Raw genomic sequence first — 24,823 nt, forward strand, 5'->3', positions numbered from 1 at the left:
GAATAGAATAAATCTATGTTTTGATTTTTAGAAGGAGGAAAGTTATATCACTCCGTAATCTTTCAATTCTTGTTCTGTAAGTTCGGTTATGTTAAGTACAATATCTAATTCGAATCCTTTTTTGAACATATTTCTGGCAGTTTCGATTTTACCTTCGATTCTTAATTTTTCGGTTGTTGTCATAATCTTAAAATCTGTTATATCACTCCGTGGTCTTTTAATTCTTGTTCTGTAAGTTCGGTAACCTTTAATACAAATTCTAAACTGGAACCTTCTTTGAACATCTTTCGGGCAGTTTTGATCTTATTTTTGAATTCACCTTTGAATTCACCTTTAATTTCACCTTTGATCTCACCTTCTTTTCTTAATTTTTCAGCTGTTGTCATGACTAAATCCTCGTATTCCTGATTAAACCTAGAATGACTGAATACGCTTGTAATTTCAGTCGGTTCGATTTCTCTTACATTAAATATATACAAAAACAGTTTTTGTAAAATTTCAACCCTTTTCGATTCGTTTTTTAGACTCGTTAAGAGTTCAAATATTTCTCCTAAATAGGCTAAAAATGAAGTATCCCCTTCCCAAATTTTTTGAACCACTCCTAAAATGACTCTTAGGGTGATACTTTCCAGTCGGCTTAGATCCACTTTGGACAGATCAAAAAATTCTAGTTCAAAATCAGGAATGTATTTTCTAAATACTTCCTCTTCGTTTTTGGAGAGTATAAATCTATCTTGAAAACTATTTCCTAAAGTCCAAGATCTTTCACCGTGATAGAATATAAACGGAATCACGACGGAATATTTTTTATCCGTCCTAAACTGAGACTTGTAGATTGCGGATATGTACCCTAATAGTTGGCTAAAGACTGCTTCATCCAAATAACTTTTGTGTTCAAATAGAAGATAAACGTTTGTTTTTTTCCCTGATTTCAGTGGGATCTGAAAGAGTAGATCGGTTTGTTCTTCTTTTAGACTTTCCGAAATAAAACTAGATTGTGTAAGTTCTAATTCGTTTAGGTCTAAAAGTTCGATTACATTTTCCGGTAAACTATTTTTAAAAAATAAAATCGCATCCTCTTTGTCCTGCAAAGTTTCCCGGATTAAACGGTCATGTGGGTTTGTCATATCAGACATGTAATTTTAAATAATGAATATTGCTTTATTTGTAAAGATTCATTTTCTTTTTTTACTGAGTAGTTCTTTGATTCAATCCTTAACTGTAATAGTTAGAAGTTAATCTTACACTCCGTTCTTGTTTATAACGAAAACTGTAAGTTGTCGAGATACTTATTCTTAGCTAATTCCTTCGTGTCAAGGAATGTTTGCATCGGAGTTTTACCAAAACAATACTTGCCTTGATGCGTACGTTCCTTGTTATATGAATCGATCCACTGATCCAAATCCTTTTGTAAATCTTCAATAGAATTGTATACCTTTTTCCTGAAAGCAATCGCATAGAATTCGTCTTGAATGGTTCTGTGAAATCTTTCACAAATACCGTTCGATTGAGGATGCCTTGCTTTTGTTTTCGAATGGTCGATATCTTCCAAAGCAAGGAACAGTTGGAATTCATGGTGTTCCCTATTTCCACAATACTTTAGTTCCTCTATCGGTTAGAATTCTCAACAACCGAAGTCCTTCTTCTTCAAACCAGGGAATCACTTTGTCGCTTAACATATCAGCAGCTACTAATGCATTCTTCCTGTCGTAAAGTTTTGTCATCGCCGCTTTAGAATAGGAATCGATAAAGTTTTCTGGTAAATCCTTTCTACGCCCTTGATTGTGTCCACGTAATACGTATCTTGGCATCCCAAGCATCCGGGATGTTTTAGTTTCTATCTCACCTTCAACTTGTTTTTCTAATTTTCTTTTTTCTAATACCTGCACTTGGGATTCGGTTAATACGGGAGAATTGCCTTGGGCCATGAACGCCTTTAAAGTCTGTCCAAAAACCTTTCAAGAAATCAGTTACAATCATTCAGTAAGTTTGTAATATAATATAGAAGTTCCCACAAATTACGTCCTTTTGATAGTTTATAATATTTCGAGCATATTTTATAATTATTAAGTTCTCTTCGAGGTTCCTATATTTTGAGGTTTTGGGACAGACTCTTAGTCTTTTAGAGAAGGTTTCCAAATCAACCCATACACTCCGAACAGTCGCAGATGCAACTATGATCTTGAGTTCATTCGATGATCTCTGTTGACCATACGCGGGAAAGTTGATCGCCATCTTTTTTACCGCTTCTTCTTTTCCCCGATAATGTGTTTTCTCCTTTCTCGAATCTATGATCTGTATAAACCCCATCGAACGTCTTCTTTCTTTAAAGATCAAAAATTCACGCCAAGATACAACACGAGGCAATTCATATTCCCAATCAATCGTTGCATCTCCGCCTGTAACTTCGATAGCATGTTGTTTCCTATCCCGACTCTGTACGTTTTCAAATTGGAAAGTGTGCAATTCTCAATGGTATATCGTTTTATTCTCAACTTACTATTAAAGATGTATAAAAATGGTAACAAAATGAAGATAGATCTTGCTACCAATATCTATATAAAAAATATCTAATATTTTGTAATCAAACGGGTTTTGTAATGAAAATTTACGGTGCTCAATTTTATAGGATCAGCAGTAAGTTATTATTTTTGAATGTACTTTCAGATTTTTTTCGATAGGAGTTGTTTCGAAGCTCAGTGAGTTGGAATCGGTCAGAATACAAATGGATGAAAATTTAAAACCTATCTGAGTTAATATTAGAGAACAATGTTTTTCACTACGAGAAACAACGTGATCCGTTTTAAGGTTTTCCATTCTCCCATTTAGAGTGTGGAAACGAACAAAAGGACGGAAAGTAGGAGGCAAAGAGGAGAGTAATACGCAGTGTCGTTTTTCGCGAATTTCGTACCTCGAATCTTTTTGAAAAAGCCGAGGAGTCGAAAATCTCCGATTGCTCTGAGTAAAAACGCCGCGGATAAAAAATACGTTCCGTATTGAAAAACGTATCGGGAAATTCCAAACGGAACCTGTATTCTGAGACCGATCGGGCATAAGGCCGCTAATAACAAAAGGATGCCTACTATCGTGGTGGCAAACCTTCCGGGTTGAAATGCCGGTTTACCTTGTATTTCCGGAATAACCCGATTATTGATTCCAATTTTTTCCTTTACTACCCAATAAAAATGAATTCCGGAAAGGACCAGTAAAATCAAACTAGAAGTCCAGGATGCGATTTGAGTGAAAAGCATGGAACGATTTACTGAAGCAGCTCTATCGCTGTGGCAGATTCGGGATTTTGATTTTGATACAACTTCATTAGCAGACGAACCAATTCTTTTTTTTCATCTTCGGTAAAGCCTCGATATAAATTGTTCACGAGCGATCTGGAAATTCCGAGTAACACTGGTCGAATGGAAGATGCCTTGGGAGTAAGTTCTAAATGAACGATTCTCTGATCTTCCGAATCTTTTGTTCTCGACACAAATCCCAACACTTCCAGTTTATCGACAAGAGCGGTTAATGTGGATTTGTCTCGATTAATCATCTTGGCAATTTCTTGCATCTGCGCTTTTTTCTTTTTTACAAGCGCAAACAAGATATCCGCATGAGTGGTTGTTAACGGACTTAATCCCTTTTCTTTCAACTCTAGGTTTAGATGTCTGTGAAATTCGTCTCGAATTCTCGAGATCATGTAGATGATCAGTCTAGGACTCATATTTTACCTAATTTTAGAATTTTTTTTTCTATCAGGCAAATTGATATAGATAAATAACTTCTCCTACCGCAGCCGCTTTTGCGGATCCTTCGGTTTCAAAAGTCATTTTCAGAGTCATTCTCGCTGTGCCTCTTAGGTCTTTCAGCTCTACCAACTCCGCTCTAATCCTCAATTTGCTTCCTACTTTTACTGGCTCTAAAAATCGAAGTTTTTCCATCCCATAATTAATTCCCATCTTAATATTCTTTAATTCTAATATTTGTGATAAGAGATAGGGCGCCATGGATAAGGTAAGATAACCGTGTGCGATCGTTCCTCCGAAGGGGGACTCTTTTGCTGCTCGATTTGGGTCCGTGTGGATCCACTGATGATCCAGGGTTGCGTCAGCGAATTTGTTGACCTGTTCCTGAGTTACTGTGTGATAATCGGATACCCCGATTTCTTTTCCGGTATAGGCCTCTAGTTCGGCAAAACTGGACAATACTACCTTAGCCATGTTTATTTCTTTTACTCCGTTTTGTTTTTTAATTTTTCCGCAAGATGTTCAAAAATTTCGGATTCTAAAATGGACAAATCGATATTATCTTGAAGACCGCGCGCTTTTCCGGAATAGATCGCTTTCCAGACGATTTCTCCGCTATCGACATCGATTGCTTTTACTGTGACTTCTAAAATCGAATTCCCGGAAGCGGTTCCGTAATCCGTCACTTCTGTAAATACGACCACGTCGCCTTGGAGCTGTTTGGCGATCTGAATTCCTTTTTCCTCGTTGAAGGAATTGTCCGTCTCAAACGCGGACCGAAATTGTTTTTCCGCGTTGTATTTTTCCTGGATCTTTCCTCCGTATTTGAGGATAGCCATTTCTAATTTTTCATAACTTCTGGACTCTAAAAATTTCTTTTGCTCGGCGTTTTCGTTTTTTATCAACCAGCTGGATCGGATCCGAACTGGAAAAATTACGTGCCGTATTTTTTTTTCCGGTGTAAAACCTTTGCGGACGAATACCGTTCCCAAGATGGAATTTTTCGAAGACGAACATTGAATGAATACGAAAAGGAACAATACATAAAAAAAACTTTTGGAAGAGGGAATCAGATTTCTCTTCCGGGAAAAATAAAATGAATTGTAAGTACTGGACAAATCGTTTTTCCTTCTTCGTTTCATTACTACCAGTTGCCAGATATATGATTTGTCCATTCGTTTTTTACCAAAGCGATTTGAGATTTTTGGCTTCTGACTGAAATCCCAATTTAGAATATTTTTAACCATCACAAAATTCGATTTCTATTGCGAAAAGATACGAGCTGTAAAATTATGAGGTGTTGTGCTTCTCGAAGCTTCTGGAATCGTTCGCGGAGGTACTTGATTTTCTTTGGGAGCATGTTCTTGTTCGTTTCGGTTTGGTCTTTGTCTTAGAGGTTTTGTAATTTTTTATGGAGAATTTTTTCTTATAGGATCGAATCTTGAATCAGACGGAAGTGCTCCTAGTTCTGGTGAATGAGGTGTGGAAACACTTGATCCAAAAAACAATCCGTTTGAATTTCAGGTTGACAGGTTATGTGCAAGCAGGGACTCTAATTGGTGCTATGGATAGCGCTCCCGAGCACCTTGGCCCGTTATTGATTCAATTTTTATTTGGAGTCGGATTCTCCGCTCTGATTCTTACCCTTGCCATACTCATTGGTCCAAAGAAAAAATCGAAACCTCAAGATGCTTTCGAATGTGGGGTGCAGTATTACGGAGACGCGAGAGGACTTTTCAACATCAAGTTTTATTTGGTTGCGGTTCTTTTCATCCTCTTCGACATTGAGGCGGTCTTTTTGTTTCCTTATGCGGTCAATCTGATCGGATTCAAAAATGCTGGACTTGGTTTTTTTCTCATCTTCGAGATGTTTGTGTTTGTTCTGACCTTGGTTGTGGGTTTATACTATATCTGGAAGAAAGGAGCGCTGGAATGGGATTGAGTGATTTGAGTAAAGCTCCGGGTCAAGTTCTGGGAGATATGCTCCAACTCGGAAACATCGAATCCGTGATTCAATGGGGAAGGGGCAACTCCCTTTGGCCTTTTCCTTTCGCTACCGCTTGTTGCGGAATCGAATATATGAGTACTGCCTGTTCCGATTACGACATTGCCCGTTTCGGGGCGGAGCGTCCTTCGTTTTCTCCGCGTCAGGCGGACATGATTCTCGTATTGGGAACGATCACATACAAGATGGCTCCTGTTCTTCGGCAGATCTACGATCAAATGGCGGAACCCAAGTTCGTCATCAGTGTCGGAGCTTGCGCTTCCTCCGGGGGAATGTTCAACACCTACGGAGTTTTGCAGGGGGTGGACCGAATTCTTCCGGTGGACATATATGTTCCCGGTTGTCCTCCGAGACCTGAGGCGATTTTAGACGCACTCGTTAAATTGCAGACGAAACTGAAAACCCAGGGGCTGGAAGCGAGACGTCAGGAAGTGATGCAGAAAATCCAGGAATTGAACGAAAGAAATAAACCCCTGGTCGTACGATGAAAGAAGAAGTAGAACGTTTCCTCAAAGAAAAATTTCCGCATTTTTTAGACGTACAAGAACTGGTCGTCTCCAATCTTCCGGTTTTTTATCTAAAGGCCGAAGGTATAGTTCCCGTATTGAACGCTCTTAAAAATCATCCCACACTTAATTATAATTTTTTAAACGACTTAACTGCAGTGGATTGGCTCGGAAAAAAGGAAACCCGATTCGAAGTCAATTATCTGCTTCGTTCCGGAAATAGGGCTGCGAGCAAGATTCAGATCAAGGTCCGGGTCGAAGACGGGGAATCTATTCCAAGTGTGACTAACGTTTACAAGGGAGCCAACTGGCCGGAAAGGGAAGTATATGATCTTTTTGGAATATCCTTTATAGGTCATCCGAACTTGGATCGGATTTTGATGCCCGACAATTTTCAAGGACATCCCTTACGGAAGGACTTTCCGTTGGAAGGATTCGGTCAGGATTATCTGATCGAGGACCTTCTTCATATCCACGTAAATGAAGATATAACCAAGGAAGGAGGGAAGTAGTATGATGTACGAAAAAACAGCGGAACATTTTCAACAGAAATATAAAAATCTTCCCGAAGGACATCTTCTCGTAAATCTGGGACCTTCCCATCCGGCGACACACGGAATTTTGCAAAACGTGATCCAAATCGACGGGGAAAGAATCGTAGAAGCGGAATCCGTGATTGGATATGTACACCGTTGTTTTGAAAAATTAGGAGAACGTTATACATACAATCAATTCCTGGTTTGCACGGATCGGATGAACTACGTTTCCACTCCGTTGAACAATATAGGTTGGATTCTCGCCGTGGAAAAAATGATGCAGGTGGACGTGCCGGATCGCGTAACGTATGTCAGAATGATCATCTCCGAACTTTCTCGGATTATGGATCATATCATCTGCACCGGAATTTTGGGAGTGGATCTCGGAGCCTTCTCCGGGATGTTGCACCTCTTTCATCATCGTGAAAATATCTATCAGGTTATTGAAAAACTTACCGGTGCGAGATTAACTACTACGTTTTGTAGAATTGGCGGACTCGAAAGAGATATCTATCCCGACTTCGTCAAGGAAATCAAACTCGTCTGCAAGGGGCTAAAACCCGCGATCGAGGAATTCAACAGTCTTCTTTTAAAAAATAAAATTTTTCTGGGTCGCACCGAAGGAATCGGAGGAATTTCCGCCGAAAACGCGATCGCCTACGGATTTACCGGGCCAAATCTCAGGGCCGCGGGAGTGGATTGGGATGTTCGCAAGGACGAGCCTTATATGTTTTATGATAATGTGGACTTTGACGTTCCGGTCGGAGAAGATGGAAGTGTTCTGCACCGCAGCCTTGTGAGAATGGAAGAAATGCGCCAGTCGATCCGGATCATCGAACAGCTCGTAGATGGAATTCCGGAAGGTTCTTGGCACGCAGATCTTCCGCATGCGTATCTTCCCGAAAAAAACAAAGTCTACAACAACATGGAAGAATTGATCTATCATTTCAAGATCATCATGCACGGGGTAAAGGTTCCTCCGGGAGAACACTATATGGCTACCGAAGCCGCCAACGGAGAGCTCGGTTTTTATATTGTTTCCGAAGGGGAAAAATCTCCCTGGAGGGTGCACGTTAGACGTCCTTGTTTCTGGTATTATCAAGCCTTTGCCGAACTCGTTCGGGGAGGTCTGCTCGCCGATTCGGTCGCGACCATGAGTTCCTTGAACGTGATCGCGGGGGAGTTGGATTGCTGATGAGTTACAAGTTTAGCGAAGTTTCCGAAAAAAGATTCCAAAAGATGCTGGAAGTGTTTCCGGACAAACGCTCTCTTGTTCTGCCTTGTTTGTACATTCTCCAGAGGGAAAACGGTTTTGTGGATCAGGACGGAATGGCTTACATTGCCGAACGCCTGGGAGATCCGATTTCTCTTGCACAAGTTTACGGAGTCGCCACGTTTTATACTCTCTACAACAAAAAACCGGTGGGCAAATATCATATTCAGATCTGCGGAACTTCAAGCTGTTATCTGTTGGGAAGTGATCGGATCGAAGAACATCTTTGCAAACGTTTGGGAATTCATACGGGACAGACGACCCCGGACGGCAAGTTCACTTTGGAAGAAGTGGAATGTTTGGGCGCTTGTGGTTATGCTCCGATGGTCCAGATAGGCGATGATTTTTACGAACAGCTGACTCCTGAAAAAGTGGACCGGATTCTAGATAACCTGGACTGACAAAAGGAAATCCTTATGGCGGAAATGAAACTTCTTACGAAATACATAGACAACCCTCAGTCCGCCAAACTTGAGTTTTACGAATCGGTACACGGTTACGAAGGTTTAAAAAAAGCGCTTTCGATGAAACCGGACGATATCATCGCGGAAGTCAAAAAATCAGGTTTGCGAGGAAGAGGGGGTGCCGGTTTTCCTACCGGACTCAAATGGTCCTTTATCCCGAAGGACGTTCCCAAACCGAAATACATTATCTGTAACGCTGACGAAGGCGAACCCGGAACATTCAAAGATCGTAAACTGATTGAAAATCTTCCGCACCAAATCATAGAAGGAATGATCATCGGAGCAAAAGCCATTGGCTCGAACAAAGGATTCTTTTACATTCGGGGAGAATTTCAGAAAGGCGCCAAGACGATGCAGGCCGCAATCGACGAGGCGTACGCCAAAGGTTATCTCGGAAAGAATATTTTAGGCACCGATTTCGACTTCGATCTGATTTTGTACGAAGGTGCGGGCGCTTATATCTGCGGAGAAGAAACTGCACTTATCAATTCCCTGGAAGGAAGAAGAGGCCATCCAAGATTGAAGCCTCCTTTCCCTGCGGTATCGGGTTTGTATCGTTCTCCGACGGTGGTCAATAACGTGGAAACGTTTTCCGCGATTCCTCATATTTTGGATAAGGGTGCGGATTGGTATTCCAAGATCGGAACCGAAAAATCTCCGGGTACGAGACTTTTCAGCGTATCGGGTCACGTAAAAAGACCGGGTGTTTACGAAATCGAATTAGGAACTCCTTTATTAGAACTTGTGAATGATCTTTGCGGAGGAATCGTGGACGATAAACCTCTCAAGGCAGTGATTCCGGGCGGATCTTCGGTGCCGATTTTGACGGCGGAAGAATGTAAAACCGCGAACATGGACTTCGAATCCATGGCGGCTCATAAGACGATGCTCGGTTCGGGCGCAGTCATTGTGCTCGCGGAAGGCGCGGACATCGTGGAAACCACGTATCGTTTTGCGAGATTTTATGCTCACGAATCCTGCGGTCAGTGTACACCTTGTCGAGAAGGCACTCATTGGGTTCGGGATATTCTGTATAAAATCAGAGAAGGAGAGGGAACTACCCAGGACATCGACTTGATTCTTTCCTTGTCCAGAAATATGGAAGGTGGAACTACGATTTGTCCTCTTTCCGACGCTTGTGTGGGAGCGGTTCGCCCTGCGATTCAGAAGTTTCGCGCGGAGTTCGACGCTAGATTGAAAGAAAAACCGGCGCCTGTGCCCAATCATCCTCGAAGAAGAAAAGAAGATCAAATCGGCGAGGGGGGACAAAGAACTCCATGAATTGGAATGAAGTTTTATTTTGGCTTTTGAAAAGCGGACTTTTCTTTTTTATTCTGATTACCGCCTGCGCGTATTATACGCTCGCAGAAAGAAAGGTGGCAGGTTTTATCCAGGATCGGAAAGGTCCGAACCGCGCCGGAATTTGGGGGCTTTTGCAACCACTTGCGGACGGGATTAAATTTTTAACCAAAGAGGAAGTGTTTCCGACTCAGGTGAACAAGGTTATGTATTTGATCGCTCCTGCGATTTCCATGACCTGTGCGATCATGGCCTGGTCTGTCGTTCCCTTGGGCGGTCAGATTCCTCTTCCACAATGGCTTCAAGATAGAACCGGTCTGGTATTTTTGGACTTGCAAATCGCTAACCCGGATACAGGAATTTTATTTTTGTTTGCGATTTCTTCCCTTGCGGTTTACGGAATTATCATTGCAGGATGGGCCAGTAACAATAAATATTCTTTGTTAGGTGCGATTCGTTCCACGGCCCAGATGATCAGCTATGAACTACCCCTCGGGATGAGCGTGGTTTCGATCGTGATCCTCACGGGTTCGCTGAAGCTTACGGATATCAGCGCGTCTCAGGCGGGGCTTTGGAATATCTTCAAACTTCCTGGGTTTATAGCGTTTTGTCTATTTGTAGTGGCGATGTTTGCGGAAACCAACCGTTTACCTTTCGACTTGGCGGAAGCGGAGTCGGAACTCGTGGTTGGATTTCACACCGAATACGGAGCGTTTAAGTTCGCATTATTTTTTATCGCGGAATACATGAACATGATCACGATGAGTTGTGTCGTAACACTTCTATTTTTCGGAGGATATCAGGTTCCGTTCGGAATTTTAGAAGGGCACGTATTGCAGCCGTTATTTGGACTTTTTTTATTTTTGGGAAAGGTTTTGTTCTTCACTTTTTTATTCGTGTGGGTGAGATGGACTCTTCCTCGTTTCCGCTACGATCAGCTTATGAGCCTCGGGTGGAAAAAACTGATTCCTTGGGCGGTTTTGAATATTCTGGTCGCGAGCCTCTATATACAATTTTAAGAATATAACAAATATGTCATTTGCAGATCAACCTCAGTTGCTTTTGTTCTTTCTGTTCGCTTCGGTGATGATACTCAGCTCTTTGGGGGTGATCTTTCATCCGAACGCTATCACGGCCGCAGTGCTTTTGGTTCTGAGTTTTTTTTCCTTGGCCGCGATCTACGCCGTGATGAACGCGATTTTTATCGCTACGATGCAGCTTCTCGTCTATGCGGGGGCGATCATGGTACTGGTCGTGTTCGTGCTGATGCTTTTGTCCCTCCGGGACGACTCGACTCAATTCTTTATCTTCCAGAAACCCGTTAAAAAACTCTTATATTTGGGACTAGTAATGTTTTTGGGGGTTCTTCTGACTACGGCGGTTCAGGACGGAATCCCTTCCGAAACCTCGCAACGAATCGGATATGGGGAAACTCAAGACGGAAAGTCTCCGGATTATTCTTTTACGATCGGTTATCGAAGGACGGAGTATCGGAGCGAAAAATCATCAATCGCAATTCTTCCTGTGAGAGCCGAGGGGAACACCGCTGTAGTGGGAAGCGCGATGTTTTTACGATATCTTCTCCCTTTTGAACTCATCTCCATTTTGTTACTCGCTGCGGTACTTGGAGCGGTCGTGCTCGGAAAAAAGAATTTAGGAAAGGACGTGGAAATATGAGTCTTTGGATATCCGGAATTCCAATGCACTACTATCTGATTCTCGCGATGATCATTTTCACGATCGGAGTGGCCGGTGTGATGGTTCGAAGAAGCGCCGTGTTGATCTTTATGTCGGTGGAATTGATTCTGAACTCTGTGAACCTGGTCTTCGTCACTTTTTCGAAAGCTTTGCACCAAGTGGACGGGGAAGTGGTCGTATTTTTTGTAATGGCTATTGCTGCCGCGGAAGCGGCCATCGGACTTGCGATCGTGATCGCGATCCATAGACTCAAAAAGACGAGTTACGTGGACGAAATGAATCTGATGAAATGGTAGATGGAATGGAAATATCTATACTCATCTATGCGTTAGTTGCTCTTCCATTGATAGGATTTCTCGTTTCCGGTATTTTTGGCAAATGGCTGAAAGGATTCACTGGAATTTTTTCCACGGGAGTCGTGTTCTTGTCCTTTGTTCTGGCTCTCGCCTCCTTTGTTCAGTTCCATCCGATGGAAAGGACGATCCCGGAAATCGTAACGGTGATGCCTTGGATTGAAACGGGGGACCTAAACGTATCGCTCGCGTATCAAGTCGATCAGCTTTCGCTCTATATGATTCTGATCATTACGGGAATCGGAGCGCTCATTCACCTCTACAGCATTGGTTATATGAAGGATGACCCCGGTTTTACGCGTTACTTCGCTTACTTGAATTTGTTCATCTTTGCGATGCTCAATCTAGTACTTGCGGAAAATCTAATACTTCTGTTTCTCGGATGGGAAGGGGTCGGACTTTGTTCGTATCTTTTGATCGGTTTTGATTACCACAAAGAAACAGCCGCCGACGCGGGAATGAAAGCCTTTATCGTAAACCGGATCGGAGATTTAGGAATGCTTTTGGGGATTGCACTCGTGTTTTGGTATACGGGTTCCGTGTCCTTTACGGCAATCGGAGAAGCGATTCTGGAAGTACCTTCTTTTCGTTATATACTACCGTTAGCGGCCGTTTGTTTTTTTATCGGGGCAATCGGAAAGTCGGCACAGCTTCCGTTGCACGTTTGGCTTCCGGACGCGATGGCCGGGCCGACTCCTGTATCCGCATTAATCCACGCCGCAACGATGGTGACGGCGGGAATCTTTTTGATCGCAAGACTCAATCCTATCTTTTTATCTGCCCCTCAAGTCGGACATTGGATTGTAGTCATCGGATCAGTGACCGCATTCTTTGCCGCGACAATCGGACTTTTTCAAAACGATATCAAGAAGGTCTTGGCGTATTCCACCGTTTCCCAGCTCGGATATATGTTCGTCGCGATGGGAGCGGGTGCTTACGTAGCGGGGCTCTTTCACTTGATGACACACGCGTTTTTTAAAGCTCTTCTCTTTTTGGGATCGGGTTCCGTGATCCACGCTCTACATCACGAACAAGATCTGAGAAATATGGGCGGACTTAAAAATCAGATGAAAATCACCTGGTTGACGTTTCTTGTCGGATCGCTTGCGATATCGGGAATCCCTCCGTTCAGCGGATTCTTTTCCAAAGATCTAATATTAGAAAAAAGTTATGCTTATGGGATGCTCTTTTACGGACTCGGAATCGTAACCGCGCTTCTGACCGCATTTTACATGTTTCGAATGACTTATCTCGCGTTTTATGGAGAATCTCGAGTGTCTTCCCATAAAGCGTCGCACTTGCACGAATCTCCCCTCGTAATGACGATTCCGCTCGTGATTCTTTCCATAGGCGCTGTGGTCGCGGGATTTTTGGAAATCCCTCATTTTCTTTTCGGAGGAGTGGACGCTCTTACCCGTTACTTCGCTCCTATCTTTGTCCGTGGAACGGAAATCTCGAAGATGATCGTCAATCGTTCCGAAGGCGCTCACGAAACGGGAACGACGATCGAACTGATTCTGGTTGTGGTGTCGGTCGCGGTTGCGATCTCCGGAATTTTTATTGCAAGAACGATCTTTTTAACCGGAAAAAACGTTCCTGAAGATGAGGAATCGCATACGGGTGTGAAAAGAATTCTTTCTCAGAAATACTACATCGACGAGTTTTACAGAAACTTTATTGTGGATCCGATTCTCCTGCTTGGAAAGTTTTTAGCGGGATACGTGGAAAGAAATTTCTTGGATTTGATACTGAGAGGTACTGGAAGGTTCGCGGTCGCGATCTCATTGGTTTTAAGACGGGTTCAAACGGGAATCGTAGTCGACTACGCGATTTTGATCGTGCTCGGAACGGTAGTCATTCTTTCCTTTTTTCTAATGAGGGGGCTATAACTTGGATTTCCCGCCGTATATACTTAGTATCTTTTTATTTTTACCTCTGATCGGAGTTCCGTTTTTATTTTTGTCCAATCGGGTGAATTGGCTGAGGTTCATTTCAGGATCGTTCACACTTGTTCCGTTTTTAATCATCGTGGGTTTGTATTTTAAATACGATCCTTCCAACTCCTCTCTTCAATTTGTAGATCGTATCTGGGGAATCGTAGTGTCCGGAAATCTGAAAGTGGATTATCATATCGGACTGGACGGATTCAGTCTTCTCCTCTGCGGGATGTCTTCTTTGTTGTTTTTTCTTTCCACTCTCGCGACTTGGACGAGTATCACGACTAGAATCCGAGAATTTTACATTTATCTAATGATCGTGGAAATGAGCGTTCACGGAGTATTCTTGTCCGGGAACCTCGTATTGTTTTACATTTTTTGGGAAGCCATGGTTTCACCGATGGTTCTTATGGTGGGAATTTGGGGAGAGGACCAACGAGTCAAAGCGGCGATTAAGTATTTGATTTTTTCGTTTACCGGATCGGTATTGATGCTTGCAGGAATTCTAATACTCTATTTTAAAACCGGAACGATCGTGATCGAAGAACTATCAACGGGACTTCTTCCCGAGATTCCGAAAAACATCCGTTTATTTATATTTTTTGCATTCGTATTGGCGTTTGCAATTAAGGTGCCTTTGTTCCCGCTTCATACCTGGATGCCGGATGTTCACTCTCAAGCTCCCACGGTGGGTTCTGTGGACCTTTCCGGGATTTTATTGAAAATCGGACTTTATGGTTTCGTGCGATTGGCGATCCCTTTGTTTCCCGAAGAGATGTTGGAGTATAGGGAACTCCTCGGAGGACTTTGTATTGCGGGAATCATCTACGGTGCCGTGATTGCGATGGCTCAGGAAAACTCGAAACGAGTCGTTGCATTTTCTTCTCTTTCACACATGAGTTTTTGTATGCTTGGAATATTGAGTTTCACGGAAGAGGGAATGGCGGGCGGAATGCTTCAAATGCTTAACCACGGATTTACCGCGGGAATGCTTTTCTTTATGCTCGGAATGTTGCACGAAAGGATCGGAAATAACGACATCGCCAAAGCTGGAGGATTGTCCAAGTTGCTTCCGGTATTTTCGGTTTTTTTTGCGATTGCGATTTTTTCTTCCTTGGGAGTTCCCGGAACCAACAGTTTTATCGGGGAATTTCTGATCATCCTCGGAAGTATTAAGGCCAACGTTGTATATGGAGCGTTAGCCGCAACCGGGGTCGTATTTGCCGCGGGATATCTATTGTTGTTCGCAAAAAGAATGATTTTTGGAGAATCCACGAAAAGTCTCATTGAGTATCACGATTTGAATTTCAAAGAATGGGTCATTTTAGTACCAACCGTAATTATGATCTTCTGGATCGGAATTTATCCGAAGCCATTTTTAAGGGTTTTAGAACCTTCGATAAGAGTTGCGTTGAATTCCGCTTCGATAAAAACGATCCAAGATCGTTCCTTAAATTCACTTAAGGCAACGGACTTGAATGGAAAATCTGTCGATGTCGTAAGGAAATACGTGTCTTATAAGTCTTTAGGAGAGGAACCCGGTCGTTACGAAGAGCGTCTCAAAGGATTTCAAAGTAAATATGCCTTACCTGGATCGATCCGTAAAGGAAAGGAAACTTCTCCCGAGGGAGACGAGGAGGCTCTGAAATGAATCTAATTCCGAACGTCCTTGATCTATTTTCCATTCTTCCCGGGTTGATTCTGGCGACGGGCGGAGTATTTCTCATATGTTTTTCCGTACTTTTTAAAACGAAAGAATTTCTAATCGTACGATATGTATCCGGACTGATTCTTCTCATTGCATTTGGAAGCGTGTTTTACGTCGCATTTCAATTTCCCGGAAACGGAACCTACTTCGATGGTCAGATTGAAAATTCCGTATTGTCTTTTTGGTTAAATCTAATTTACCTTTCGATGGCCATTGGAACCGCGGCCGTAGCTCCTAGAATATTAAAGAATCATAAAGTAGAATTTCCAGAGTTCTATCCTTTGTTATTGTTTGCGACCTGCGGAATGATATTTATGACTTCCGGACAGGACTTTATTCTAGTGTTCGTCGCACTCGAATTGATGAGTATTTGTCTTTACATTCTAATCGGAATGGCGAGAAGCGATTTGTTTTCCTTGGAAGCTACGCTGAAATACTTTCTCTTGGGAAGTTTTTCCTCCGGATTTATGCTGATGGGAATTGCATTTCTATTTGGAGGGAGTGGGTCGACGAACATAACGGCGGCGCTAAAGCCATTGGTGATCGCGGGGTATCAAGGAAACTTTGCAAAGATCGGACTCGTTTTGTTTATCACGGGGGTCGCTTTTAAGATCGCGCTCTTTCCTTATCACGCATGGACTCCCGATGCATACGAAGGCGCTTTAACTCCGGTAACGGGTTACATGTCCACCGCATCTAAAACTGCTTCTATCGGACTTTTACTGGTTCTTTATACGAAGCTCCCTCTGTCTCTCGAAGGCAGTACTTGGGCGTGGTTACCCGGAATTCTTGCATTGTTATCGATGGTATATGGGAACTTACTCGCATTAAAACAGGAAAATTTAAAACGAATGCTTGCGTATTCTTCGATCGCACATGCGGGTTACGTTGTCGCCGGGATTTCCGCAGGAATTAAAGAAGAAGTGTTATTCTATCTCATGATATATTCTTTTATGAGTTTGGGAGCGTTCGCTATTTTGGCGTATTTAGAAGATGGAACGAGACAAGTAACTTTCTTTTCCGTTCAGTCCTTGTCGGGGGTAAAACCTTTTACGGCGATCGCGATCAACATCTTTTTTATGTCCTTGGCGGGAGTTCCACCTTTTGGGGGATTTTGGGCGAAGTTGTTTCTCTTTCAAAAAATCGCCGAGTCGGAACATCTGATGAATCGAATCCTACTGATAGGAGGTGTGACGAATTCGGCGCTTGCTCTTTATTATTATCTCCGGATTGGGATCGCCACTTTTATGAGTAGTGACGAGGGAGAAATTTCCCGCAATCACGCGGCTCCTCATAGTATCGGAGTGACTGTAGTTGTAATGATTTGTCTTTTTATGGTCGCTTTTGGTTGGTTCTTATTGGTTCCGGGCAATCTGCTCGCGATTGGCGCGTTACAACTGCGATATTTGGGTTACTGAAAATCGTTTTATGCGAAAAATTTAAAATACGAAAACGGACGTATCGTATTCGTTACAGTTGAACGTCGTAAAGAAACATATGCCCGGTTTTAGGATCCTCGTAGCAAACGGAACCTTGGTGGTATTTGCTATTGGAAATTAGAACTTTATAATATTTCGAAGGTCTAAACCGGGTAGGAGCGTCCCGTGGTAGGGATCCGTCCGGTTTGACCTCGATTAAATGATTCAGTCGTATGAATTCCTTTCTCCAAGGAAGAGGGGCCTTCAGTTCTAAAAGCAAAATATGTTTGTGGCTCCAGTGTGCGGATTCCCAATACTACCGTGAATGAGTTTCAAATCGTTCGGCACCGTTTGATCCCCGACCAATGGAGGTAGGCGGAAGTCGGATCTTCCGTATTTTTCTCCTCTCATCCGTATACGAACAGTTGCAGAACGATCAGTAAAAGCGCGATCCAGGATTTGATTTTTTGAATCTAAATTTTGATTCTTGTCTTCATGAGGATTTGACCTTTTTCTAAAACGAAATTCGACTACAGTTTGTGGTTGAGAAAGTAAAGCCACAGAATCGCAGCCCAAAGCCAGAGGATAGGGATATACAAGAAATATAATATTACATTGGGCCATCCTTTTTCCCCGAGGATATGAAATATGATTGCCCCGAAAATAAAGCCGAGCGGCCATAATATGCCTACTAAAATCGTAGTCGGCCAAACCCAATCTCCGGATAAGGAATCCGGATGCGGAAATAAGGATTTCGAGATAGGAAAAACCAGATAGTAAAGTCCGAATCCCATCGTTCCTATGCTGAAAAATCCTAGGAATGAAAGAATGATGCAGATGATGATGCTGAATTTTGCGTTCGGAGTTAAGGAGTGCCACATACGACTTGATTATCCGATCGATTTATTTGGGAAAGATAATTTTATCAATCAAAGAGTTTGAATTCGTTCCTGTTTTATGAGGAAGGGTATCGGATCGGACTTCGCCAATTTCTACGTTAGGAATCGCGATGAAAAATATAGAGTTTTACGATTGTGATGTTATCTTTTTTTCTTTTTTGGGGAAGAATTTATTATGAAGTCGGACGCCTATTGATAGTCACAATGGATATTCATACACTATAACGGGCCTATATCCAATGTTGTCGATAGAAATCTATACGGACACATGACCGTTGTCACAAAAGTAGAAGAGATAATTGGGAATCATTCAATAAAATCCTGCAAATATTTCTTGAAAGGTAAGGATCGATTTCGAATATTCTAAAATTTTAAAAAATTACTTTGACAAAGAAAAATTAGAATGATCAACGAAATAGAGTTCATCTTCGTTATAAATCACACTTAAAGAAAGGAAACGAATGAAGAGTCCGAAGGGAATTGTGAAAAAAATAATCGGACATGGTTTTACAATTATTCTGATTAGGATCATGTTTTTGACTTTACTTTGCAAATGCGTAATGTATCTGTCTGAAATCACCAAAGTGAAATCGAGGTTCAAATTCAAAACGGACATTCTGTTGTTGGACGCGCTCACTGTAAAAACAGAATTTTTTTGTCTATTAAAACAAAAAAATAGAAATAGGAAAATCAACGAGGATTGTAAAGCGACGCAGATAATAAGACGCACAGATTTTAAGAGATTGTCAGCCGCAGCCGTTTCAAAGAGTCTGTGATTTTGTCGGATGTTTAAAGAATCTAGTTATACATTCAAACTCGGGGGAAAACGTGAACATAGAAATCGGAAAAGGGTTGAACGGTCTTTATTTCGGAATGTCCAAGGACGAAGTAAAATCGAAACTTGGAGAACCTGACGAGATTTACGAATACGATTATGAAGGTTTTCTCTCGACCGGATATGAATATTTTTCCGAAGAAGCCGAGTATGAGTTCGATAAGGAGGAAGGGGATCGATTGTATTCGATTACGATTTCAAATCCTTCGATTCAACTTTTTGGGAAACCGATTATTGGAGAATCCATTGAAACAATTCGTGAACTTTTGAGTGAAAACGGGGTAGACGATTTTGAAGAAGACGACGGAGAACACGATCACGAAGGTCATGACCATGACGGCGAAGTACACGGTATTACCGCTTTCTCCGATAAACTCAACTCGGTCTTTCAATTTGAAGAGAACGAATTAGTCTTTTTTGGATTCAGTCCTCTTTTCAAAGACGATACGATTGATTGGCCCGAATATTCTTAATCTCATTAAATGATCTAAGTTGCGACCCATAGGGAGTTAACTTATTGAGTTTTATAAAATGGATCAGATGCGATATCCGTGTTACGGTTGCACTAGTTCCAATTCTATTATGTTCTCTTTTTCAATTTCTATCTTATTTCCTTCTTTATCCACGAGGAGATAAAAACGATCGGTCTCTTCGATCGTTCCGGAATAAACTTTTTTATTTTTAAGAGTAATTCGATAGATCACTTGATGGGAATCGTTCGAAGTGTCGGGTGTAATTAAGGAACTCGTCATTTTATTATGATGGGTAAAATTCTCATTTAAGGTTTTTTTGGAATCTTCGGAAAGGGCTTCGTATTTCGTAAATTCGTCCGAGTCCGTTTTTACGACTTCAATTTCTTGCCGAACAGTGGGCTGAGAAGTTTCGTTTTTAAGAACAGAATATCCGGTTAAAACGTCCACGTTTGGTTTTGTGGAATCGAATGATTGGACTCGTATAGCACCCTCTAATACTATAATCTGGTATTTTTTATAATGCGGATCAGCTATGAGAACGAGCGTTGTTCCTAATAGCTCAGAAGATATGGTTTCGACTTTTAATCGAACTTTCAGAGATGTTTTTTTTTTGATCGTAGTAAACACAACCGTTCCTGACTTTAAATCGAGATTGACTTCATTTCCTCTTTTGGATGCGGAAAATACCGAGTCGGGTAAAATTCTCAAAGTTAACCCAAAATCCCCTACGATCGTATAATCGCAGTAGGAATTTTTACCAGATCTCAGGATGATTTTTTCTTTATCCATTGTGACGTTACATTGGCCTGTGGTCACCGATTTCGTGATTTCGAATTCGTTTTGGTTCCAAGTAAAAAATCTAAAATAGAATGCCAAAGCCGAAAGTAATAGAACACAAGCGGCGGCTAAAAACGAATTTCTAAAATAGAGAATGCCTCTTTTTTTTTCATGGGACTGAAGCGGATCAAGGTACTTTCGATTGGCATTCAAGGATCCGATTTGAATTTTCAATTTCATCAATTCGAAGAATTCTTTTTTGGATTTTGGATCGGATAAAAATTGGATGAGTTCCGATCGTGTCATTTCGTTCGCAATGGCTCGTTGCATATTTGACCTTCGATTTGGTTCGCGATTAGGTTCCATCTTTTATCTCCTATATACTCTCAAAGTCGAAATTCGAATTTTGCAATTTCTTACGTAAGAAAGTCAGCGACACGTATGTTTTCCGATTTACCGTTCTTACGGATATCCCTAACTTTTCGGCGGTTTCTTTGATCGTATAATTTCTTAAAAAACGCAGAATGATTATATTCTTTTCCAAGTGAGGTAAATTTTCCAAACTTGCGTTTAAAAGATCCAACTGATGCTTATCTTCCTCGTATTCTATTTCCTTTTTCGAGATGAATTCTAAAACTTGATGTGAATTTTCCACTTCTCTTTTTTCGAATGAGCCTTTCTTCCGAATCAAATCCAAGAATTGGTTTTTGGCTATTGTAAGCATCCAAGAAGTTTCATTCCCTTTAGATGGATCGAATTTATCCCAATGATTCAGGACTTTAATAAAAGTCTCCTGACAAGTTTCTTCAGCTTCTTCTTTAGAAGCGCCTTTACTAAGAAGAAATCGGTAAATTTTTTTGTAATTTCTCGAATATAAACCGTCAAAATCAAAAATTTGACTTTCGGAATTTTGGCTCATCTGTAATTAAATAACGAACCGGTTTGTAAAAAAGTGCCACATTAAAAAGCAAAAAAATCAAATGCCGACGATAAATCAGAAATTTTTACGATTTAACCTTAAATTCAATTCATCCATTACGAGAATTACGGATCGTTTCGTGGAATTCAACGAATCGCTTCCTAAACTCAATGGAATGTCATTGTATATTTTACTTTTCGTGTCGGTTTGTTTTTTTACGAATTTGGACGCGAAATCAATTTTACTCAAAAATGGGAGAAGAATTGTGAATGTGAAAATCAAAATCGTCCCCAACGGTTTTGAAATCACCCATAAAAACGGTAAAATAGAGAAAATTTCCCTCACGGAAGTTCAAAAAGTTTTTATCTCTAATTATCCGCCAAATGAGGCTAAAAAACCCGAGACACTCAAAACTCCGCTCAATTTAGAAGCGAATCAGGAACAAATCGCTCCTCTGCGCCAAACTGAAAAACCTGAAGCGGCCAAAACGGCTCCCAAATTAGAGGCAAATCTAGACGAAAGAGTTCCCTCGGCCAAAAAATCGGGAATTAAAATTTTCGCTGAAGGTTTAATTCCCGGATGGTCTAGATTACTCCGAAACGATTCTTATTCTTTAAAGGGTTTGGGTTTTCTTTTGATACTCGCGGAGCTTTATCTTGCGGAAAGAAGTTACCTATATTTGAGTCCCGCAAAGCCAGCTTTGAAAACGAATCCCCCACTTACACCGTTCGAGCTGATTGCCATCGCGTCAAACGATCAAAACCTGATAAATATTGCCGCGCCGTACAGTATCGTTTCAAATTCTTCGAAAGTCGTTCTTATGGACGGCCAATTGATGGAAAAAAGTCGTTACGCTTATGAAAAACAAGCGTATGTTTCCGCTTTTGTTTTTGTTTTAATTTTGGACGCTTTTTTAGGATATACGTTTGAAAATTGGGAAGTGGTACCCAGTGTGAACGTTTCCTTTCGGGATCAGGAAATTAAAGAAATTTCGGGTGGAGTGGTTTTTCGTTTTTAGGAATTGGTCCGAAACTCAAAGTTCCGCTGCTTCTTTTTGAACTCTATTCTAGGAATCGGATATCAGAGTTTATTCGCTAATTTCTGGAAAATAATAACTTACTCTCGCGTTTTAGAAGAATTGTTTTGCGAGCTTCGGTTGGCCGGGATCTTTTGGGGGACCTAAAATACATTTTAATCCCGAATTTAATTTCCATTTCTTGAATTTTTTGTGGCACAAAAAAAAACGAGGATCGTTGGCATAGTTGAACCAATTTGGAGGATTCAACTATGTTTCAAAAAAAAATAGCTGTTATGTTGTTCTTAACATTGCTCTTTTCGAACTGCGATGGTAAAAAGGATGATAACTCTCTCAACAATGCTCTTCTGTTGGCGGCGCTTCAACAAAAAGATCCGGGAACTGCCGGGGTATATGCCGCTTTGAGCGTTCTATCCGCAAACAACAATCCTGGAAAACAGGGAGCTTATTCCAGAGGGAATGTGTCTCCTTTTGTGGTAATCAATCAATCTCAGGATTGCGCTTCGGGCGGAAAGATGACTTTGTCGGGCGATTATACCAGTAGTCAAACGGCTAACGGATTTAGTATGCGATATACCGGTACAAAGATGACGTTTGAAAATTGCCAACAAATGGCCTCTACGATGCAGGATAGTGGGACCGCTCTTTTTACCATTCAAGGAGAAATTACAATAGATGGAAGAGCGGATATCGTAATGGATGGAAATTTTAATCCGAATGTCCCCGTGACAGAATTGAAGTATACTCTAAACAGTACACAAAGAATGCAAAGTAGTTCTTATACAGTCAACGGTTTCCTATATCCAAAAATGGATATTACCTTCACATCAAACAATGCAAAATATTCGATTCAAAATATGGACGATATTGATAAAACAACGATCACGATTGAAGAGACCGTGGAAATCAGTGGAACGATCGGCGAGGAAAAGGTAAAAGATTCACATACCTATAAATCTACAATTAAACTTAAACCTTAAGTGATTTCCGGGCCGCCGAGCGGAAAAGGTTCGGCGGCGTGAATGAATATCAAACATTTTATAACAACTTTATTGCGAGTCGTAAAAATTATCTCAAAAATGGATTTTAACTTTATAGAATGGTTTTTTGAAAAATGTTTTTGAGATAACTTTTAATAAAATCTAGATGTTTTGAATTATGAATCGGTAAATCTGCTGTAGTTATTCTTTCTGATTATTTTCCCTCTTACGAAAAAAAATTCCAAATTCACATCGGTTGATCATGGAGCAGCGAAATATGGTCCGTTCAGAATATTCTTTGGTTCGTCTTTAATCGGCGAACGGGTTGAATTTGAAGAAGTCTTCAGTGCGTTTATGTAAATTTATTTCACGAACGCAGTCCTTGGGTATGTTAGATTTATTTACAGAAAGAGTATTGAAATACGAAACGTCAGTGTACAACTACAACAAAACAGTGTAACCCATGTCTCTGTCTAAAGTGTTACCGAGAATATACAAAACTTATCAATCGTCACGTAATTTGTAGGAACTCCTACATCTTTTAACATGAGTTCGGCATATCAGTCATTGTAGCGGAAGGAAATCCATAAAGCGCTTTTTACGAAAGCGTTTCAAGTCACGAGCCATTTAGCTATGAAATTTACGGGCGATTTGTCCAAACTTTCCCCGCGAATTTACGTTTTTTAAAAAACTTGCCGAATATTTTTTTGAGGTTTTGGGACACGCTTTTTGTTGGAATCTATTCCTAAAATGGTTTCTTGATTCTGTAAACTGGCGTTTCTACAAAATTGAGTTTTTTTGAAACAGTATTGGAAGTCGTTAAGAATGGAACTGTAAAAAACGGAACTAATCTGGAAATTGTCGATTCACTTTTAAGTTCTATAGAAGCAGCTTTCACCGTTGTTTGGAAAAAAGTTTGTATAAGGAAAGTTGAAATCCTGAAAACCATCAACTCCATTGTAGTGTCGTTTCCTCGGAGTAAAGCATTTGGAAGATTTTTTGCCAACTTTCTTCCACTCTGTGAGAATACCAGGGGCCAAGCCATTCTTCCAACGCAAAAAGCCAGGCTTTTTCCAAAAGGGGAATTTCCTCCGTTTGGTTGCAAATTTTAATACATTCCATTTTGAAATCTTGAATTGCTTTTTCTAATTGTACATTTTGAACGCCGGAAAGAGCGATATTCCGTGCGGAATTCATAAAGGATCTGGCTTCTTCTAATTGAATCTTCGAGAAGATGTTCTCGAATTTTGGGTTTTTCTCTTTGAGATAGACAAAGAATATTTCTGCGAATTTAATTCTATCCAAATTGATGATATCAAAAGACTCGTTTAAATTCCGAATTAGGCTCTCTGAAATGTTCATTTCGATTTGTGCTCCTATAGCCAACCTTCAGAAGAACTCTTAAGAGAACATTCAATTTCAAGAGATAAGTTTTTTAAGTTATAATGAGAAATGTTTTGTAATAGAAATCTAGGATTATAGAGGGCTCGTGACTTATTCAAAGACGTCGGTAGAGTTTCGAAAAGTATTCGAAGCGTCTTTTGTTACGTGATTTTTACTATTCGGACGCGTGGAAAGAATACCGTAATAAGTTCGTTTCAAAAGTTAGAATTCTTCTTCAAAAAAGCCAACAATTCTGGATTCGGTGCAATTTTATGTGGGTCTTTATATTTTTCCAAAATCGCCTGTTAATTTTTAGTACTATTTTCATACGTTCGAGTACTAAGAGCCTGTCCTAAGACCTTAGTTACAATGATTCAGTAAGTTCGTAATAAATAGAAGTTCTCACAAATTACGCCCCTTTGGTAGTTTACAAGCTTTCGAGCATATTTGATAACTGTTAAGTTCTCGTCGAGGTTCCTATATTCTGAGGTTTTTAAGACATGCTCTAAGTCTGAAGTTATCCACAGAATTTGTCCGTTTTCTTGCTAAACTTTATTCGTCTTTTAGGTCCGGGGTAAATTATT

General features: G+C 40.9%; 26 protein-coding genes and 2 pseudogenes. 16 read left to right on the top strand and 12 right to left on the bottom strand.

Annotation, left to right across the window (positions count from 1 at the left end):
* Positions 1-42: 42 nt before the first annotated feature.
* The 7 genes and pseudogenes from LEP1GSC190_RS02815 to LEP1GSC190_RS02850 all read right to left on the bottom strand — a co-directional run bounded on the left by LEP1GSC190_RS02815 (position 43) and on the right by LEP1GSC190_RS02850 (position 4,882).
* A complete protein-coding gene (locus LEP1GSC190_RS02815; RefSeq protein ID WP_002746364.1) occupies positions 43-183 on the bottom strand; it encodes a hypothetical protein in 141 nt (46 codons plus the stop codon).
* A gap of 14 nt (positions 184-197) precedes the next feature.
* Complete coding sequence (locus LEP1GSC190_RS02820; protein WP_036047802.1) at positions 198-1,136, bottom strand: Rpn family recombination-promoting nuclease/putative transposase; 939 nt, start codon at positions 1,134-1,136, stop codon at positions 198-200.
* A 122-nt stretch (positions 1,137-1,258) separates the two neighbouring features.
* Positions 1,259-1,946: pseudogene (locus LEP1GSC190_RS02825) on the bottom strand (integrase core domain-containing protein); the annotation flags it as partial.
* An 879-nt stretch (positions 1,947-2,825) separates the two neighbouring features.
* Positions 2,826-3,251, bottom strand: coding sequence for a DUF3995 domain-containing protein (locus tag LEP1GSC190_RS02835; protein WP_002746403.1), 426 nt, complete (start codon positions 3,249-3,251; stop codon positions 2,826-2,828).
* Positions 3,252-3,259: 8 nt separating this feature from the next.
* Positions 3,260-3,718 carry a MarR family winged helix-turn-helix transcriptional regulator gene (locus tag LEP1GSC190_RS02840; protein ID WP_002764625.1) on the bottom strand — a complete coding sequence of 153 codons (459 nt, stop codon included), beginning with the start codon at positions 3,716-3,718 and terminating at the stop codon, positions 3,260-3,262.
* 31 nt (positions 3,719-3,749) lie between these two features.
* Entirely contained in the window at positions 3,750-4,214 is a 465-nt protein-coding gene (locus LEP1GSC190_RS02845; RefSeq protein ID WP_002630740.1) for a MaoC family dehydratase, read from the bottom strand.
* Positions 4,215-4,225: 11 nt separating this feature from the next.
* Positions 4,226-4,882 (bottom strand): hypothetical protein, encoded by a 657-nt coding sequence (locus LEP1GSC190_RS02850; RefSeq protein WP_036047812.1) that lies wholly within the window; start codon positions 4,880-4,882, stop codon positions 4,226-4,228.
* A 422-nt stretch (positions 4,883-5,304) separates the two neighbouring features.
* Here LEP1GSC190_RS02850 and LEP1GSC190_RS02855 point away from each other — a divergent pair, with 422 nt between their 5' ends.
* The 12 genes from LEP1GSC190_RS02855 to LEP1GSC190_RS02910 are packed head-to-tail and all read left to right on the top strand — an operon-like array spanning position 5,305 to position 16,937.
* Entirely contained in the window at positions 5,305-5,682 is a 378-nt protein-coding gene (locus LEP1GSC190_RS02855) for an NADH-quinone oxidoreductase subunit A (RefSeq protein ID WP_036037368.1), read from the top strand.
* Positions 5,673-6,233 (top strand): NADH-quinone oxidoreductase subunit B, encoded by a 561-nt coding sequence (locus LEP1GSC190_RS02860; RefSeq protein ID WP_002630731.1) that lies wholly within the window; start codon positions 5,673-5,675, stop codon positions 6,231-6,233. Before LEP1GSC190_RS02855 ends, LEP1GSC190_RS02860 begins: the two co-directional genes overlap by 10 nt.
* A complete protein-coding gene (locus LEP1GSC190_RS02865) occupies positions 6,230-6,763 on the top strand; it encodes an NADH-quinone oxidoreductase subunit C (RefSeq protein WP_002746433.1) in 534 nt (177 codons plus the stop codon). The genes LEP1GSC190_RS02860 and LEP1GSC190_RS02865 overlap by 4 nt, the downstream gene beginning before the upstream one ends.
* Position 6,764: 1 nt before the next feature.
* Complete coding sequence (locus tag LEP1GSC190_RS02870; protein ID WP_002746493.1) at positions 6,765-7,982, top strand: NADH-quinone oxidoreductase subunit D; 1,218 nt, start codon at positions 6,765-6,767, stop codon at positions 7,980-7,982.
* Positions 7,982-8,461, top strand: coding sequence for an NADH-quinone oxidoreductase subunit NuoE (nuoE, locus tag LEP1GSC190_RS02875; protein ID WP_002746499.1), 480 nt, complete (start codon positions 7,982-7,984; stop codon positions 8,459-8,461). The genes LEP1GSC190_RS02870 and nuoE overlap by 1 nt, the downstream gene beginning before the upstream one ends.
* A 15-nt stretch (positions 8,462-8,476) precedes the next feature.
* A complete protein-coding gene (gene nuoF / locus LEP1GSC190_RS02880) occupies positions 8,477-9,805 on the top strand; it encodes an NADH-quinone oxidoreductase subunit NuoF (RefSeq protein ID WP_002746368.1) in 1,329 nt (442 codons plus the stop codon).
* Complete coding sequence (gene nuoH, locus LEP1GSC190_RS02885) at positions 9,802-10,842, top strand: NADH-quinone oxidoreductase subunit NuoH (RefSeq protein ID WP_002746412.1); 1,041 nt, start codon at positions 9,802-9,804, stop codon at positions 10,840-10,842. Before nuoF ends, nuoH begins: the two co-directional genes overlap by 4 nt.
* Positions 10,843-10,855: 13 nt before the next feature.
* Positions 10,856-11,500, top strand: a complete 645-nt coding sequence (locus LEP1GSC190_RS02890; protein WP_002746377.1) for an NADH-quinone oxidoreductase subunit J family protein — start codon at positions 10,856-10,858, stop codon at positions 11,498-11,500.
* Entirely contained in the window at positions 11,497-11,817 is a 321-nt protein-coding gene (nuoK, locus tag LEP1GSC190_RS02895) for an NADH-quinone oxidoreductase subunit NuoK (protein WP_002746449.1), read from the top strand. The genes LEP1GSC190_RS02890 and nuoK overlap by 4 nt, the downstream gene beginning before the upstream one ends.
* 5 nt (positions 11,818-11,822) lie before the next feature.
* The gene (gene nuoL / locus LEP1GSC190_RS02900; RefSeq protein ID WP_002746491.1) at positions 11,823-13,763 is read left to right on the top strand and encodes an NADH-quinone oxidoreductase subunit L; all 1,941 of its coding nucleotides are present in this window, start codon (positions 11,823-11,825) and stop codon (positions 13,761-13,763) included.
* Between the two features lies 1 nt (position 13,764).
* On the top strand, positions 13,765-15,462 hold the full coding sequence (locus LEP1GSC190_RS02905) for an NADH-quinone oxidoreductase subunit M (RefSeq protein WP_002746370.1): 1,698 nt from the start codon (positions 13,765-13,767) through the stop codon (positions 15,460-15,462).
* Complete coding sequence (locus tag LEP1GSC190_RS02910) at positions 15,459-16,937, top strand: NADH-quinone oxidoreductase subunit N (RefSeq protein ID WP_002746496.1); 1,479 nt, start codon at positions 15,459-15,461, stop codon at positions 16,935-16,937. The genes LEP1GSC190_RS02905 and LEP1GSC190_RS02910 overlap by 4 nt, the downstream gene beginning before the upstream one ends.
* Before the next feature lie 52 nt (positions 16,938-16,989).
* Here the strand turns inward: LEP1GSC190_RS02910 and LEP1GSC190_RS02915 are convergent, their stop codons facing one another.
* Together LEP1GSC190_RS02915 and LEP1GSC190_RS02925 are read right to left on the bottom strand one after the other, a co-directional pair.
* Entirely contained in the window at positions 16,990-17,217 is a 228-nt protein-coding gene (locus tag LEP1GSC190_RS02915; protein ID WP_002746421.1) for a hypothetical protein, read from the bottom strand.
* A gap of 250 nt (positions 17,218-17,467) precedes the next feature.
* Positions 17,468-17,818 carry a hypothetical protein gene (locus tag LEP1GSC190_RS02925; RefSeq protein WP_081586374.1) on the bottom strand — a complete coding sequence of 117 codons (351 nt, stop codon included), beginning with the start codon at positions 17,816-17,818 and terminating at the stop codon, positions 17,468-17,470.
* A gap of 846 nt (positions 17,819-18,664) precedes the next feature.
* Here LEP1GSC190_RS02925 and LEP1GSC190_RS02935 point away from each other — a divergent pair.
* Positions 18,665-19,144 (top strand): hypothetical protein, encoded by a 480-nt coding sequence (locus LEP1GSC190_RS02935; protein WP_002746388.1) that lies wholly within the window; start codon positions 18,665-18,667, stop codon positions 19,142-19,144.
* An 81-nt stretch (positions 19,145-19,225) separates the two neighbouring features.
* On the opposite strand, the gene rsx is transcribed toward LEP1GSC190_RS02935, so the two are convergent.
* The gene (rsx, locus tag LEP1GSC190_RS02940; RefSeq protein ID WP_174232261.1) at positions 19,226-20,287 is read right to left on the bottom strand and encodes an LIMLP_03685 family anti-sigma factor; all 1,062 of its coding nucleotides are present in this window, start codon (positions 20,285-20,287) and stop codon (positions 19,226-19,228) included.
* 10 nt (positions 20,288-20,297) lie between these two features.
* Positions 20,298-20,840: an RNA polymerase sigma factor gene (locus tag LEP1GSC190_RS02945; protein WP_002746357.1), complete on the bottom strand. Its 543-nt coding sequence runs from the start codon at positions 20,838-20,840 to the stop codon at positions 20,298-20,300.
* A 61-nt stretch (positions 20,841-20,901) separates the two neighbouring features.
* Between LEP1GSC190_RS02945 and LEP1GSC190_RS02950 the strand changes: the two genes are divergently transcribed.
* The 3 genes and pseudogenes from LEP1GSC190_RS02950 to LEP1GSC190_RS20965 all read left to right on the top strand — a co-directional run.
* The gene (locus LEP1GSC190_RS02950) at positions 20,902-21,858 is read left to right on the top strand and encodes an LA_0442/LA_0875 N-terminal domain-containing protein (RefSeq protein ID WP_002746375.1); all 957 of its coding nucleotides are present in this window, start codon (positions 20,902-20,904) and stop codon (positions 21,856-21,858) included.
* A 269-nt stretch (positions 21,859-22,127) separates the two neighbouring features.
* On the top strand, positions 22,128-22,856 hold the full coding sequence (srp, locus tag LEP1GSC190_RS02955; RefSeq protein WP_002746465.1) for a sigma factor SigX-regulated lipoprotein: 729 nt from the start codon (positions 22,128-22,130) through the stop codon (positions 22,854-22,856).
* A gap of 249 nt (positions 22,857-23,105) precedes the next feature.
* Positions 23,106-23,316, top strand: a pseudogene (locus LEP1GSC190_RS20965) (IS481 family transposase); the annotation flags it as partial.
* Between the two features lie 488 nt (positions 23,317-23,804).
* On the opposite strand, the gene LEP1GSC190_RS02965 reads toward LEP1GSC190_RS20965, so the two are convergent.
* Positions 23,805-24,218 (bottom strand): globin family protein, encoded by a 414-nt coding sequence (locus LEP1GSC190_RS02965; protein WP_002746486.1) that lies wholly within the window; start codon positions 24,216-24,218, stop codon positions 23,805-23,807.
* Positions 24,219-24,823: the final 605 nt, after the last annotated feature.

The sequence above is a fragment of the Leptospira mayottensis 200901116 genome (assembly GCF_000306675.2).
Classification (GTDB): Bacteria; Spirochaetota; Leptospiria; order Leptospirales; family Leptospiraceae; genus Leptospira; species Leptospira mayottensis.